The organism is Candidatus Omnitrophota bacterium, from assembly GCA_003598025.1.
In the GTDB taxonomy this organism is placed as follows: Bacteria; Omnitrophota; Gorgyraeia; order Gygaellales; family Profunditerraquicolaceae; genus Profunditerraquicola.
In genome coordinates, this window is sequence record QZKH01000002.1 from 29,906 (window position 1) to 44,491 (window position 14,586).

12 protein-coding genes are annotated in these 14,586 nt (G+C 41.7%); all 12 read left to right on the top strand.

Going from position 1 to position 14,586, the window contains the following annotated elements; translation table 11 throughout:
* Entirely contained in the window at positions 1-1,134 is a 1,134-nt protein-coding gene (locus C4533_00310) for a M20 family peptidase (GenBank protein ID RJP29471.1), read from the top strand.
* Positions 1,135-1,154: 20 nt separating this feature from the next.
* Positions 1,155-2,138 carry a hypothetical protein gene (locus C4533_00315; protein ID RJP29472.1) on the top strand — a complete coding sequence of 328 codons (984 nt, stop codon included), beginning with the start codon at positions 1,155-1,157 and terminating at the stop codon, positions 2,136-2,138.
* A complete protein-coding gene (locus C4533_00320) occupies positions 2,138-2,755 on the top strand; it encodes an HAD family phosphatase (GenBank protein ID RJP29473.1) in 618 nt (205 codons plus the stop codon). Before C4533_00315 ends, C4533_00320 begins: the two co-directional genes overlap by 1 nt.
* 48 nt (positions 2,756-2,803) lie before the next feature.
* The gene (hypE, locus tag C4533_00325) at positions 2,804-3,817 is read left to right on the top strand and encodes a hydrogenase expression/formation protein HypE (GenBank protein RJP29474.1); all 1,014 of its coding nucleotides are present in this window, start codon (positions 2,804-2,806) and stop codon (positions 3,815-3,817) included.
* A 199-nt stretch (positions 3,818-4,016) separates the two neighbouring features.
* Positions 4,017-5,006, top strand: coding sequence for an ATP-grasp domain-containing protein (locus C4533_00330; protein RJP29475.1), 990 nt, complete (start codon positions 4,017-4,019; stop codon positions 5,004-5,006).
* Positions 5,007-6,035, top strand: coding sequence for an ATP-grasp domain-containing protein (locus tag C4533_00335; protein ID RJP29476.1), 1,029 nt, complete (start codon positions 5,007-5,009; stop codon positions 6,033-6,035).
* Complete coding sequence (gene ablA / locus C4533_00340) at positions 6,007-7,182, top strand: lysine 2,3-aminomutase (protein ID RJP29477.1); 1,176 nt, start codon at positions 6,007-6,009, stop codon at positions 7,180-7,182. Before C4533_00335 ends, ablA begins: the two co-directional genes overlap by 29 nt.
* Before the next feature lie 336 nt (positions 7,183-7,518).
* Positions 7,519-9,474, top strand: a complete 1,956-nt coding sequence (locus tag C4533_00345; GenBank protein RJP29478.1) for an elongation factor G — start codon at positions 7,519-7,521, stop codon at positions 9,472-9,474.
* 151 nt (positions 9,475-9,625) lie between these two features.
* The gene (locus C4533_00350) at positions 9,626-10,186 is read left to right on the top strand and encodes a DUF933 domain-containing protein (protein RJP29837.1); all 561 of its coding nucleotides are present in this window, start codon (positions 9,626-9,628) and stop codon (positions 10,184-10,186) included.
* A gap of 22 nt (positions 10,187-10,208) precedes the next feature.
* Positions 10,209-11,765 carry a bifunctional phosphoribosylaminoimidazolecarboxamide formyltransferase/IMP cyclohydrolase PurH gene (gene purH, locus C4533_00355; GenBank protein RJP29479.1) on the top strand — a complete coding sequence of 519 codons (1,557 nt, stop codon included), beginning with the start codon at positions 10,209-10,211 and terminating at the stop codon, positions 11,763-11,765.
* 45 nt (positions 11,766-11,810) lie between these two features.
* The gene (locus C4533_00360) at positions 11,811-13,163 is read left to right on the top strand and encodes a bifunctional folylpolyglutamate synthase/dihydrofolate synthase (GenBank protein ID RJP29480.1); all 1,353 of its coding nucleotides are present in this window, start codon (positions 11,811-11,813) and stop codon (positions 13,161-13,163) included.
* On the top strand, positions 13,151-14,584 hold the full coding sequence (gene mnmE / locus C4533_00365) for a tRNA uridine-5-carboxymethylaminomethyl(34) synthesis GTPase MnmE (protein ID RJP29481.1): 1,434 nt from the start codon (positions 13,151-13,153) through the stop codon (positions 14,582-14,584). The genes C4533_00360 and mnmE overlap by 13 nt, the downstream gene beginning before the upstream one ends.
* The last annotated feature ends 2 nt before the right edge of the window (positions 14,585-14,586 follow it).

Sequence of the window (14,586 nt, forward strand, 5' to 3'; positions counted from 1 at the left end):
ATGATAAATAAAAAAAGAGTCGTAAAATTATTGCGTGATTTAATCCGTATCGATTCGCAGAATCCGGGAAGCGATGAGCGCAGGATTGCATATTTCGTTAAGGGCCACCTTGACAAGCTTGGGTTTGTAACAAAAATATACGAGTTTAAGGGCAGGCGCTCTAATGTTATCGGGATTTTACGCTCCCAAAAGCCGGCAAAATCACTATTAATAACACCGCATTTAGACACTGTCCCCTATGGCAAGAAATGGAAAGTCAATCCATTCGCCGGTTCCATAAAAAACGGCAGGATCTACGGGTTGGGTGCTACAGACTGTAAGGGCAATTTGGCCTGTGCTTTAGAGGCAATAAGCAGCATTGTTGAAGAGAACGTAAAATTAGAATATAATTTGGTCTTTGCGGCTACTGCAGATGAAGAGTGCGGCTCAAGCCTTGGTTTATTGCCGTTATTAAATAAAGGCCTGCTTAGAAGTGATGCTGCTGTGATTCTTGATTCCGATGATTTCGGGATCGTAGTGGCACAAAAAGGATTGTTGCACCTGAAAATCAAGATTGAAGGCAGAAGGGCGCACGGCGCATATCCTTGGAGAGGCATTAATGCCATTGATCTATGTCTACAGGTGATTTCAGGTATAAAAAAGCATAAGTTTTCATACAAGAAAATAAAGTACCTCAGGCCGCCTACTGTAAATGTAGGCACGATAAATGGCGGGGATAAAGTAAATATTGTGGCAGACTGGTGTGAATTTGAGCTGGATGTAAGGTTTTATCCGGGCATGTGTTCAGAGAGAGTGGTAAATGATATAAAGAAAATAATAGGATCCGTTTGCCCTAAATATATCTTTCAGATAGAGGCACTGCAGCAGCCATTTCAAATCAGCACCAAGCACAGCCTGGTTAATCATTTGAAGTCCGCTATGCTTAAGTCCGGTATTAAACCTGAATTCGTCGGCTCCGAAGGGGCGACGGTAATAACCTTTTTACATGAAAAGGGTATACCGGTTATTGCTACCGGATTTGGCGTATCCGGTTGCGAACACACCTCTGATGAATATGTGACAATAAATAATTTACTCAAGGGAAGTTTAGTCATGGAATATTTTTTAAAAGATTTTAAATTCAACCAGCGATAATAAATATAAGGAGAGCAATAATGGCAAATAAAATAAAACTCTTAAAGAAACCAAAATTAAAAAACCCATACCTCATTGTGGCCTGGCCGGGTATAGGGGAGGTAGCCTTTAAGGCGGCTACTTATCTTGTTGAACAGCTTAAAGCCACCGAGTTTGCAGAAATGGAGGCGGAGGAATTTTTTTATCTTACCGGCAGCGTAATACGTAACGGGATAATGGAGACGCCGCAGCTTCCTTACAATAAATTTTATTACTGGAAAAACAAAACAGGAAGTAACGACCTGATAATTTTTATAAGCAATGCGCAACCCGACCTTTCCCGCGGGCAAGATTATTGCCAGGAAATAATTGACCTGGCCAAAAGTTTCAAGGTAAAAATGGTGATTGGCTTTGCCGCTATGCCCCAGCCCATAGAACACACCCAGCAGCCGGGTGTCCGTTTCGCCTGCACTTCCGCAAAATTGAACAATGAAATGAAAAAACACGGCTTTACTACTTTGCCAGAAGGCCAAATAAGCGGGATGAACGGTTTATTTTTGGGGATCGCTAAAAGGGAAGGCTTAGAGGGGGTTTCATTTTTAGGAGAGGTACCCCTTTATACCATCCAGATTGAAAACCCCAAGGCCAGCTATGCAATATTAGATGCGTTAAACAGGATTTTAAGGATAAGCCTCGATTTCACCGCTTTAATCGAACAGATGCACGCCGTAGATGAGGAAATAAACAAACTCTTAGACTATCTTAAAATCGGCACGCAGGCTTCAGGCCCGATTAATGAAGACGAGATTGAAAAGATAAAAAAGACATTAGGCCAGCTTACAAAACTGCCTTTTTCCGTGAAGGAAAAAATAGATAAGTTATTCAGCTTGGCAAAAAATGATATTGCCAAGGCCCAGGAACTAAAGAATGAACTTGATAAGTGGAACGTCTATAAGGACTATGAAGACAGGTTTCTGGACCTGTTCAGGAAAGATTCGGGTGCAGATAAAGAGAAGGACAATTAATCGTGATAAAAACAATAATATTTGACTTGGGCAGGGTGCTGGTAGATTTTAACCATCTGACTGCTGCCGATAAGATTTCAAAACTTTGCAAAAATAGCCCGCAGGAAATATTTGACCTTTTTTTTGATTCTCGCCTCACGGCAGATTTTGAGAGCGGGAAAATAAAGCCCCTTGAATTTTTTTCAGGAGTAAAAAATATTTTAAAGATTGATATCGGCTACGAGGAATTTAAGCAGATATGGAATGATATATTCTTCCGTACAGAAAGGAATATTGAAACATATGAATTAGCGCGTTATTTAAGAAGTAACTACAGGTTAGCCATGCTTTCCAATATAAATGTACTTCATTTTGAATATTTAAAAACCAGATTCCCTATTTTTGAAGCATTTCATGATTTAATGCTTTCTTACGAGCTGGGTTTAAGAAAACCAGACCCCCGTATTTATAAAAAAGCCATAGAGATAGTCGCAGCTAGCTATCCGCATGAGATATTCTATACGGACGACAGGCCTGAGTTAATTGAGAGCGCAAGCTTATTAGGCATAAAAAGTTTCGTATTTGAGAATACAGAAAAACTAAAAAGCGATCTTGCATCTTGCGGAGTGGTAGTTTAATCAAGGATGTAATCAGTTTTATGAAGTTATTAAAACTCAGAAGGGTTTATGATTCTTAAAAATGACAAGATAACTTTGGGCCACGGCGCCGGAGGAAGGCGCATGCACAGCCTTATAAGCGAACTCTTTCTCAAGGAGTTCAATAACCCTGTACTCTCTGAGTTAGGAGACAGTGCGTTAATTAATATCAAGGGCCGGATCGCTTTTTCCACAGATTCATTCGTTGTAGACCCGGTTATCTTTGAAGGCGGAGATATCGGTAAATTAAGCGTTTGCGGGACGATAAATGACCTTGTGGTGTCCGGGGCTATCCCTAAGTTTTTATCATTGGCTATCATAGCAGAGGAGGGCCTGGATATTCTATTGCTTAAAAGGATAGTTGCATCTATAAAAAAATCTTCCAAAGCAGCCGGCATTACGATAGTAACCGGTGATTTTAAAGTCGTGGAAAAGGGTGCCTGTGACAATATATTTATCAATACTGCGGGGATAGGGATTTCGATTTCCGGCAGATTATTAGCTGCCGATAGGATAGTAAACGGCGACAAAATTATAGTCACCGGGAATATAGCCGAACACGGCTTAGCGGTATTAAGCAGAAGGATGGGTTTTTCTTTAGAAGGCCAGATAAGAAGCGATTGCGCAGCATTAAACGGCCTTATATTGCCTGTTTTAAGAAGGTTCAATAGCATAAAATTTATGCGCGACCCGACACGCGGCGGCCTGGCTACGACATTAAATGAGATTGCCAAATTGGCAAATGTAGGCTTAGTCATAAATGAAAAGGATATACCTGTCACCAGCAAGGTAAATGCCGGTTGCGAATTGCTGGGCATGGATCCTTTGTTTATTGCCAATGAAGGTAAAGCTGTAATAATAGCTGAGAGCAGGCAATCTTTGAGAATTGTGGATATGCTGCGCAGGCACCCTTTAGGCAAGAATGCAGCGATAATAGGCAGTGTTGTTAAAAATCCGGCTCGAAAGGTTATAATAAAGACAATTACCGGTTCCAGGCGTGTATTAGATATGGCTCCGGATGAAATTACGCCAAGAATATGCTAGGGAGCAGATTAAAGCAAAGTTTTTGATAAAAATACCCCCAATTTTTAAAAAAACCTTGACAAACAAACAGCATTATGATTAAATTAATTAAATAGAAAAAAATTTTTAATTTTTTTTGGAGGAAGAATAAAATAAATTGAAAAAAATAGTGTAAAACCAAGGGCTCTGATTTTACGGAGCCCTTTTTTATGTTTTTAAAATGATATCCGTAGGATTAACATACGATTTAAAATCAGATTATACATTTAAAGAAGGCGACCCGCCCGACGCAAATGCCGAGTTTGACAGTCCTTCTACCGTTGACGTTATTGCAAATGCCATAAAGGCATGTGGGTTCAACGTTAAGAAGATCGGCAATGCCAGCAAGGTGCTGGAGAATTTCGGCAACCTCGATGTAGATATAGTGTTTAATATTTCAGAAGGCCTTACCGGGCGCAATAGAGAATCCCAGGTACCTATACTTTTAGAGATGGCCGGCATTCCTTATGTGGGTTCCGATGCTTTTACTCTGGCACTTACATTGGATAAGGTAATGGCTAAGAAGATCTTTACTGCCGGAAATATACCCACCCCGAAATATTTCGAAATAAAAACCGAGGAAGAATTAATAAACCTTGACCATTGCAGGTTCCCCTTAATAGTGAAGCCGCGTTTTGAGGGCTCCTCAAAAGGATTAAGTGAAAACTCAAGAGTTGCAAATGAAAAAGAGCTTAAAGCCCAAGCCAGCCGTATAATAAATATTTACAAACAGCCGGCATTGGTAGAAGAATTTATAAGGGGTAAAGAGTTTACTGTGGCTGTCGTCGGTAATGATAGTCCCGAGGTCCTGCCGGTTGTGCAGATAAAAATTGACGGCAACCTTGATTTAAAAGACCAGTTTTATACTTTTGCCCGTATAGCCAGCGATAAACTTGAGTACGTTTGCCCGGCCAAAATAAGCAAAAAACTCGAGAATAAAATTTCTGAACTGGCCTTGATGACTTATAATGCGGTTGAATGCCGTGATTTTGGAAGAATTGATTTCCGGGTTGATGAAAAGGATAATCCCTATGTCTTAGAGATCAATCCTTTGCCGTCACTTTCCACCGAAGATGTATTTATGCTTCTTGCGCAGAATAAAGGCATGACTTATGCCCAGATGATCGGGAAAATACTTAACGGTGCATTTAAGAGGTACGGAATCGTATAGATGAAAATTGCGCTTGCGTGCAATTTGAAGAAGAAGGACAAGACTAAGCCGGTAGATTATTTCTCGGAATTTGACTCCGAGGAAACAGCGCAGGCGATAATTTCTGCTTTGGCTAAAAAGGGCCATAGCGTTGATTTTGTAGATTTGAATTATCCCGATATTTTGTCATATTTTCGGAAAAACAGGGTTGACATGGTATTTAATATCGCCGAAGGAAGATTCGGTAAATACCGTGAATCAGAGGTACCGGCAGTTTTGGATTATTTAAAGATCCCTTATACCGGTTCAAGGCCGTTTTCTCTGGCATTGGCGCTTAATAAATCTCTGACAAAAAAGATACTTATTGCTGAAGGTATCCCTACTCCTAAATCACAGCTCTTTCTAAGAGGGGACGAGGAATTAAACCCGGAATTAAAATTCCCGTTGATTGTCAAACCTAATCGTGAGGGTTCGGGTAAAGGCATAGGTTTATCAAGCGTTTTTCTTAAAAGAGAGACGCTTTATGATAAGATTAGAGAGATAATAAAAGTTTATAACCAGGAGGCACTGGTCGAAGAGTTTGTTGACGGCAAAGAATTGACCGTTGGTATATTGGGTAATAATAACCCGACGATCTTGCCTATATTAGAAATAGATTTTTCTGATTGTGTTTCAAGCGGAGAATATTTTTACAGCTGGCGTATGAAAGAATTTCAGGGTAACAAAGATCTGGGGTTGACCCCGAAATTCTACTGCCCTGCAAGGTTAGACCAGGAAACGGCAAGCATAGTCAAGGCAGCTGCTTTAAAGACTCATAAAGCAATAGGGTGTTTTGATATATCGCGGACTGATATACGTTTAAATAAGGATAATACCCCTTATGTTTTAGAGATTAATCCTCTACCTGGGCTTAATCCCCGGGAATCAAACTTCCCGATGATGGCATATGCCGCAGGTATGAAGTATGAGGATATAATAGAGTCGATACTTATTAGCGCTTCAGAAAGAGAAAGGAGCAAAATTGGGCAACCAATTAGTAACCGAGAATAAAGCTGTAAATGAAGCTACCGCGCAGCCACGCTCTAGGAGATCGCAGGATTATCAGCAGATAAGCCTGTATAAAGACGTCAACCCTTTAGACTGGGAAGATTGGCATTGGCAACTCAAACACAGAATTTATTCCAAGGACGACCTTTCGCAAATAATAAAAATCACTTCAGAGGAAGAAGCGGCAATAAAAAAGGCTAGCGGCAGGTTATCTATGGCCATAACTCCTTATTGGGCTTCTCTAATCGACCCTGAAGACCCGGCATGCCCTTTAAGAAGGCAGGCAGTGCCAGTATTGGCGGAATCAGAAATCGGCCCGCATGAAATGACTGATCCTTGCGCAGAAGACAGGGATTCACCTGCCCCGCACCTGGTACACAGGTACCCGGACAGGGTCCTGCTTTTAGCAACCGAGCATTGCGCTATGTATTGCCGTCATTGCACCCGACGCAGGCTAGTCGGCGAACATCCTGAGTCTAAAACCGATTCCAGGTTCGATCAGGCGATAGAGTATATAAAATCCAACCGTAAAATCAGGGATGTGCTTATATCGGGAGGGGATCCTTTGGTTATGGAAGACGAAGATATCGAGGATCTGCTTAAAAAGATCCGCTCGATATCTCATGTAGAATTTGTCAGGATCGGCACGCGTGTGCCCGTGACCCTGCCTCAGAGGATAACGGAAAAATTAGTAAATACCCTTAAAAAGTATTCTCCTGTTTGGATGAGCATACATTTCAATCATCCTAAAGAGATCACTAAACGTTGCAAGATGGCATGCGATATGCTTGCCGATGCCGGTATACCGCTAGGCAGCCAGACAGTCCTGCTCAAGGGCATAAATGACAGGCCTTATATCATGCGTAAGCTTGTGCATGAACTCCTCAAAATAAGAGTCAGGCCGTATTATATATATCAATGCGACCCGGTAAAAGGCACTCAGCATTTCAGGACATCGGTCTCTGCCGGGATCAACATCATGGAGAAATTACGCGGGCATACCTCTGGATATGCTGTGCCGACTTATGTTATTGACGGGCCAGGAGGCGGAGGTAAGATCCCCGTCGGGCCTAATTATATCTTATCTCAGGCTAAAGGCAAGTTCGTCCTGAGAAATTACAAGGGCAAGATTTATACTTATTCAGAATAATAAGTTATTTGTCTCCAGCCACATCCATTCCTCTTAAAATACTATCTCCATATCTGTCCATTATATGGTGCTTTTAGCGCAGGATTATTAGTATGCCTGTTCATGATAGATTGTTAACCTATTAATAAATTTACAGAATTTTGCTGTTTAGAAGCGCTGGCTGATCTTTGCTAGGTTATGTGAACTGTGTTCTACGGGCTAAATCCACCCTTCTTTATTCCTTGACCCTTAAATAAGCCTATTATATAATTCATATATTGCTTGATAAATCAGCTATGATCTTTGTCCTGCCTGCACAAGCCTTCTTTTTAAATATTTTAAAAAAGGAGTTGCGATATGGATGCAAAGAACAAGAGGAGTATTATCCTTTTAGGGCATGCTCAATCCGGTAAAACCAGCCTTGCCGAAAGCATGCTTTATTTTACCAAATCCAGCAGCAGAAAAGGCACAATAAATGACGGCACCACTGTCAGCGATTATAGCAGCGATGAGATCGAAAGAAAAAGTTCAATAAACTTAAGTTTCATGTTCTGTGATCATAAAGGGGTAAGGATCCAGATTGTTGATGCCCCTGGTTATGCCGATTTCCAAGGGGAAGTGTTTTCTGGAGTAAGGGCGGTAGATAATGCCGTTATAATAGTTGATGCCTCTGGAGGGGTTGAGGTAGGGACAGAGAGGGCCTGGCAGCTGGCGGAAGAGTATGAGCTACCTGCCATTCTATTTATTAATAAGACAGATAAAGAAAACTCCGGTCCGGAAAAGGTATTGACAGATATCCGTCAGAGGCTTTCTCCCAAGGCAATGGTTATAAATTCTTTGGAAGACCCTGAACTGGTTGAGGCGATTGCAGAGAGCGATGATAAACTGCTGGAAAAATATCTTGAAGGCGCCAAGCTTACAAGTGAAGAATTGTCTTTAGGCCTTACCCTGGCAGTATCAAAAAGGAAAGTATTTCCCGTAATAGCAGGCTCAGCTTTGGCTGATAAAGGCATAGCAGAACTTTTAGATGCGGTTGTTAATTATTTGCCCAGCCCTTTAGAAAGAAAAGTAATGGCGCATGAGCCCTTAGGTAATACAGAAAAAGAAATCTCCTGTAAGCCCGATGAGCCGTTTTCTTCCTTTGTATTTAAAAGCTTTTCTGACCCGTATATAGGGCAATTAACGCTGTTAAGGGTTTTTTCGGGGGGGCTTGCTGCTAATACCGGATTTTATAATGTAAGCAAGAAGCTTAAAGAAAAAATCGGGCCTATTTATATGCTGCAGGGTAAAGAACAAAGGCCTGTTGATTCTGCTTCTTGCGGGGATATAGTTGCTATCGCTAAATTAAAAGATACCTTCACAAATGATTCTTTGAGCGATGAGAAGCACCCCGTAGTATTTGATCCGATTGTTTTTCCCGAACCGGCGATATCAGCATCGGTTAAGCCAAAGACCAGCCATGATGAGGAAAAGATCTCCATAGCCCTGCATAAACTGGCAGCTGAGGACCCCACTTTTAAGTCAACGCATGACCCTCAGACGAAAGAATTGATTATTTCCGGATTAGGGGACCAGCATTTAGATGTAATGGTCGGGCGCATGAAAAAAAGGTTTCATGTTGAGGTAGATGTGGGCACTCCCAAAGTTTCCTACAGAGAGACGATTTCTAAGTCGGCTAAGGTACAAGGCAAATTTAAGCGTCAGTCAGGCGGCAGGGGCCAATATGGTGACGTATGGCTTGAGATACAGCCGCTTGAGAGAGGCGCGGGTTTTGAATTCGTTGATAAGATTTTCGGCGGAGCAATACCGAGAAATTATATCCCTTCGGTTGAAAAGGGCGTATTACAGGCTTGCCAGGAGGGAGCAATAGCAGGGTATCCTATAGTTGACCTGCGTGTCATACTTTTTGACGGTTCCTATCATGAAGTAGACTCTTCTGATATGGCCTTTCAGATCGCCGGCTCCATGGCTTTAAGGAAAGCAATACTGGCGGCAGGCCCGATTTTACTGGAGCCTTTTATGGATGCAGAGATTGTGATCCCCGAGGAATATTTAGGAGCGATATCCGGTGATATGAATTCACGGCGCGGCAGGATCATAGGCATGGAGATAAAAGGCAAGAAGCAAATAGTAAAGGCGCAAGTACCGCTTTCAGAGATGTTTAGGTATGCTAATGATCTGCGTTCAATTACCGGAGGAAGGGGCGTTTATACTATGCGCTTTTCGCATTATGGAGAAGTACCGCATAAAGTATCCGCTAATATAATCGCACAATATCAGTCAACAAAGAAGCAGGAAGAAGCTACGGTTTGAGGAGCCCTACGTGAAAATATCTAACTTTTCAGTACCCAATATAAATATAGGTAAGCATAATATTAAAGACCAAAGGCTTGACCAGGTAGACAGTATTGTAAAAGCCAAGAAAAAAACGTATATACAGGTAGAGGTTATTGCCCCTGAGCTTATGCTCGAGGCAGATGCTATAATTGTTCCCCGTGATCTTACAAGCGACCTTATATTAAAGGATTTGGAGTTCACTGAGACCAGGCTTTCAAGGAGCGCCGACGAAAAAGAGAAGGCGCTGCTTGCTTTTATCAAGGCCCAGCTTGAGAAAGAAGTTTTTGTTTGTAACATGCAGCTGGATGCCGAACAGAAACAGCTTGTTTCAGGATACGGCTTGATTACAGGCAGGCCAGTAATCGTTGCAGAGAGCAGCGATTCGGATAACACCAACTCCTTTTTATCCAGGGCTGTTGCTGAAGGAGGCTTTATCAGCTTTTTTACTGCCGGAGAAAAAGATACCCGAGCATGGCTTATACGCAAGGGAACAACTGCCTGGCTTGCCGCAGGCGTAATCCATTCAGATATTCAGCGCGGATTCATACGCGCCGAGATAATAAGTTTCAATGATTTTATACAATTTGGCGGTGAGGTAAAAGCTAAACAGGCAGGTAAAATGAGGCTTGAGCAGAAGGATTATATTATGCAGGACGCAGATTTAGCAAATTTCCGTTTTAATAAATGAAATCGAAAGGAGAACATCAGCCATGGCCCAGGTGAAGCGCGCTTTAATAAGTGTTTCCGATAAAACAGGCATATTGGATTTTGCAAAAGAGCTGGACAAAATGGGTATCGAGATTCTTTCTACGGGAGGGACAGCTAAACTCCTGCGCGAAAACAAAATATCCGTGAAAGATGTTTCGGATTATACGGGTTTTCCGGAAATACTTGATGGCAGGGTTAAGACATTGCATCCTAAGATCCATGCCGGGCTTCTTGCATTAAGAGAGAACAGCCAGCATATGCTTACGTTAACTGACCTGGGTTTAGGATTGATAGACCTCGTAGTCGTAAATTTATATCCCTTTGAAAAAACAACCCAGAAGCCGGGTGTTACTATTGAAGAGGTAATCGAGAATATCGATATCGGCGGGCCGTCAATGCTTCGTTCCGCGGCTAAGAATGCCCATTCAGTAGTTGTGGTATGTAACCCCAGTCGTTATTCCCAGGTTATAAGTGAACTAAAGGCAAATAACGGCTCGATCCCGGAAGGGCTTATGCGCAGCCTGGGTGTAGAGGTATTCTTGCATACCAGCCGTTACGACAATGCGATATATAATTATCTGAGCAATTATTTTAGCGGTAAAACAGAAGATACCGCATTTCCTAGCGAAGTCAGTTTTACATTTGAGAAGATACAGGACCTAAGATATGGAGAAAACTCTCATCAAAAGGCAGCATTCTATAAGGAAAAAAACAAAAATAGGGGTATCATTAATTTAAAACAGCTCCAGGGCAAAGAGCTATCTTTCAATAATATCCTTGATTTAAACAGCTCATGGGAGCTTGTCAATGAATTTGAAAATCCGGCAGCTGTAATAGTCAAGCATAATAATCCCTGTGGCGTTGCGCAAGATTATAGCCTTTCCAAGGCATATCTTAGCGCATGGAAATGCGACTCACTTTCGGCATTTGGCGGGATAGTGGCATTAAACAGAAAGCTTGATTTAACAACTGCGAAATTGATTGCAAAGAGCGGATTCCTGGAATGTATAATTGCCCCAGATTATGATGAGCAGGCAAAAGGATATTTCAAGGATAAGAAAAATCTTAGGGTGCTTACGTTGAAGGATTCAGGCCCTATGCTTGATACCGATTTAAAAAGGGTCAGCGGAGGACTGCTTTTGCAGGATAAAGATGTAAAGACCATTGATTTGAAAGAGATTAAAATAGTTACTAAGAAAAAACCAAGCAAAGTTCAAATGCAGAGTTTAATTTTCGGATGGAAGGTGGCAAAGCACGTAAAATCAAATGCGATAGTCCTTACCAGGGGCAATAAAACCGTAGGCATAGGTGCCGGCCAAATGTCCAGGGTAGATTCTGTTACTATAGCTAAAATTAAATCATCAGGCCAGATAAAGAACTCTTGTCTTGCTTCTGATGCCTTCTTTCCGAAGGCAGATGCCGTGGTGCTGGCGGCTAAATCAGGAGTGAAGGCGATAATACAGCCGGGCGGCTCGATTTCGGACAAGGAAATAATAAAAGCCTGCGATAAATATGGTATTTCTATGGTATTTACCGGTATCAGGCATTTCAGGCATTGACAAGCCCGCTTTTTTAGTTTCCTGGCTGGAGAATAATCACAAGAAGTGACCTATCCCGAAGTTCTCAAGTATTTAGAATCCTTTATAAACTACGAAAAGATCCCGGTTTACCCGTATAAAGAATCTTGTAAACTTGAACGGGTCAAAGGCCTCTTGGATCTGATCGGTAATCCCCAGCATAAATTAAGGTGTGTGCATGTTGCCGGTTCCAAGGGCAAGGGTTCGACTTGCTCTTTTGCCGCATATATTTTAAGGGCCTGCGGTTTTCAAGTAGGGCTATATACATCTCCGCATTTGAATGATTTTAGAGAAAGAATCAGAGTCTTAAGTTATCAGGCGTCAGCTTTCAGCCGCCAGTGTGATTTTGAAGGGATGATAACTGAGCAGGAATTAACCGGGATAGTCACAGAATACAAAGCGGTTTTTGATGATTATTGCAGTAAATCGGAATATGGCCCGCTTTCTTTCTTTGAAGTCTATACTACGATAGCGTTTATTTATTATTTAAGGAAAAATGTGGATTTTGTCGTCCTTGAAACAGGGCTTGGAGGCAGGCTTGATGCTACTAATACGGTTTATTCTTTAGTCAGTGTAATCACCCCGATAAGTTATGAGCATACACAGAAATTAGGCAATACGCTTGGTGAAATTGCCTATGAAAAAGCTGGGATAATAAAAGGAATCAAGGAATCAAGGGGGCCGATAGTCATTTGTGCGCCTCAAGAAAAAGAAGTTACGGAAGTAATTAAGAAAAAATGCCAGGATACGGGGTCAAGGCTATACAGGGTAGGAGAGGATATCTTATATGGCCATAAGGCCGGGAAATTATGGATCAAAGGTATTTTCGGAGAATATCATGATTTGGAGATAAAGCTTGCCGGCGAACACCAATTAATGAATGCAGTTACTGCTGTTGCAGCAGTAGAAGCGCTGCATTTTCTTGGAATTCATTCCCGGCCTGAATGCATAAGAGAAGGGTTAAAAAACACTTCTTGGCCAGGAAGGTGCGAGGTGGTCTCCAGGAAACCTCTTGTTGTCTTAGACGGAGCCCATAATGAAGCTTCGGCAAGAGCTCTCAGGGAGACGCTGTTAAATAACTTTAAATTTAAACGCGTGATCTCAGTGATAGGAATGTCCAATGACAAAGATATAGCAGGATTCTGCAGGGAGCTTGATAAAATTAGCGATATTGTAATTTTGACCAAAGCGGATAACCCCAGGGCAGTTGAACCTAACGAATTAAGCCTGTTTTTTAGGACACAACACAAGTTTATTGCCTCCGATTTAAGATCCGCCAGACTTGAAGTTATCAATAACGCGGCTCAAGAAGACCTTGTAATTATAACCGGATCTTTATTTCTTGTTGGAGAGGCCAGGGTATTATCATGGGCAAGTTAAAATATACCTCTGATACTATAGCAGCTATTTCTACTTCGTCGGGTGATTCGGGTATTGGAATAGTGCGTATAAGCGGTAGCGATGCTATCGCAATTGCCGATAGGATCTTTGTTTCCAAGGATAAGAAATTGCCCAGCGGTTTTAAGACATATACTATCCATTATGGGTGGATAGTAGATAGTTCACAGTTAATAGTTCACAGTTCACAGAATAAAGAGAATGAGTTGCCTCGGAATAATATTGTGGATGAAGTCTTGCTTACTGTGATGCGTGCGCCCAGGTCTTTTACTAAAGAAGATATAATAGAAATAAATTGTCATGGCGGCCCAGTTGCTATGCGCGCAGTTTTAGATCTAGCCTTGGCTAATGGGGCAAGATTGGCTGAACCCGGCGAGTTTACAAAGCGCGCGTTTCTAAACGGCAGAATTGACCTGGCCCAGGCAGAAGCGGTGTTGGACGTTATCAGCGCAAAGACGGAGATGGCCCTTAGAGTAGGCGCCAGGCAGCTTGCCGGGGTTTTATCGGTCAAAATAGAGGACATAAGGAGCCGTATTTTAGAGATTTTGGCGTTGCTTGAGGCTAATATAGATTTTCCTGAAGAAGAGATTGGTTCGATTGATTTTGGCAGATTGTGCAAGGCAGCGGATGATATACGTTCACGCATATCCGGGATTCTCGACAGCGCAAATAAGGGTAAGATTATACGTGATGGAATAAAGGTTGTTATATGCGGCAAGGCTAATGTGGGTAAGTCTTCCCTTCTCAATGCATTATTAAAAGAAGAGAGGTCTATAGTCACTCATATTGCAGGTACGACCCGTGACACAATAGAAGAGATGATAGATATAAGAGGGATTCCTGTATGCATAGTTGATACTGCAGGGATGCTGAAACCCAGGGATGTAATCGAAAAGAAAGCTTTGAAGCGCTCGAGAAAATATATACAATCAGCAGATTTATTATTGCTGTTATTTGATGCGGGAAAGAAATTGGATAAGCATGACAGGATGCTTATTAAAAAGCTTTCCAAAAAAGAATGCATTGCAGTAATAAATAAAATCGACCTCAAGGCAAGGATCAGCAAGGAAGAGATAAAGAAGTATTTTGATAAAGTCATAGAAATATCAGTAAAGAAACACAAGAATATTAATATCCTTGAGGATACTTTTACAGAATGGGCTTTTAAGGGTTCTTACGGTGCAGAATCTGTGCTAATCAGCAACCTCAGGCACATCGAAGCCTTAAAAAGCGCAAATAAACTTGTTGCTGAAGCCAGGGAATTAATGGATAATAAATTATCCGCAGAGTTGATTGCGCAAAGCCTTAGAGAGGCTATTTCCCAGTTGGACTTGATATTGGGGAAGAATTTTAACCAGGATTTAATAGATAAGATATTCAATGATTTCTGTATAGGTAAGTAGGA

Bases quoted from the DNA above. Each gene is read 5' to 3' on its own strand.
- C4533_00310 (RJP29471.1), top strand. From the start codon at position 1: ATGATAAATAAAAAAAGAGTCGTAAAATTATTGCGTGATTTAATCCGT.
- C4533_00315 (RJP29472.1), top strand. From the start codon at position 1,155: ATGGCAAATAAAATAAAACTCTTAAAGAAACCAAAATTAAAAAACCCA.
- hypE (RJP29474.1), top strand. From the start codon at position 2,804: ATGATTCTTAAAAATGACAAGATAACTTTGGGCCACGGCGCCGGAGGA.
- C4533_00330 (RJP29475.1), top strand. From the start codon at position 4,017: ATGATATCCGTAGGATTAACATACGATTTAAAATCAGATTATACATTT.
- C4533_00335 (RJP29476.1), top strand. From the start codon at position 5,007: ATGAAAATTGCGCTTGCGTGCAATTTGAAGAAGAAGGACAAGACTAAG.
- C4533_00345 (RJP29478.1), top strand. From the start codon at position 7,519: ATGGATGCAAAGAACAAGAGGAGTATTATCCTTTTAGGGCATGCTCAA.
- C4533_00350 (RJP29837.1), top strand. From the start codon at position 9,626: ATGCTCGAGGCAGATGCTATAATTGTTCCCCGTGATCTTACAAGCGAC.
- purH (RJP29479.1), top strand. From the start codon at position 10,209: ATGGCCCAGGTGAAGCGCGCTTTAATAAGTGTTTCCGATAAAACAGGC.
- mnmE (RJP29481.1), top strand. From the start codon at position 13,151: ATGGGCAAGTTAAAATATACCTCTGATACTATAGCAGCTATTTCTACT.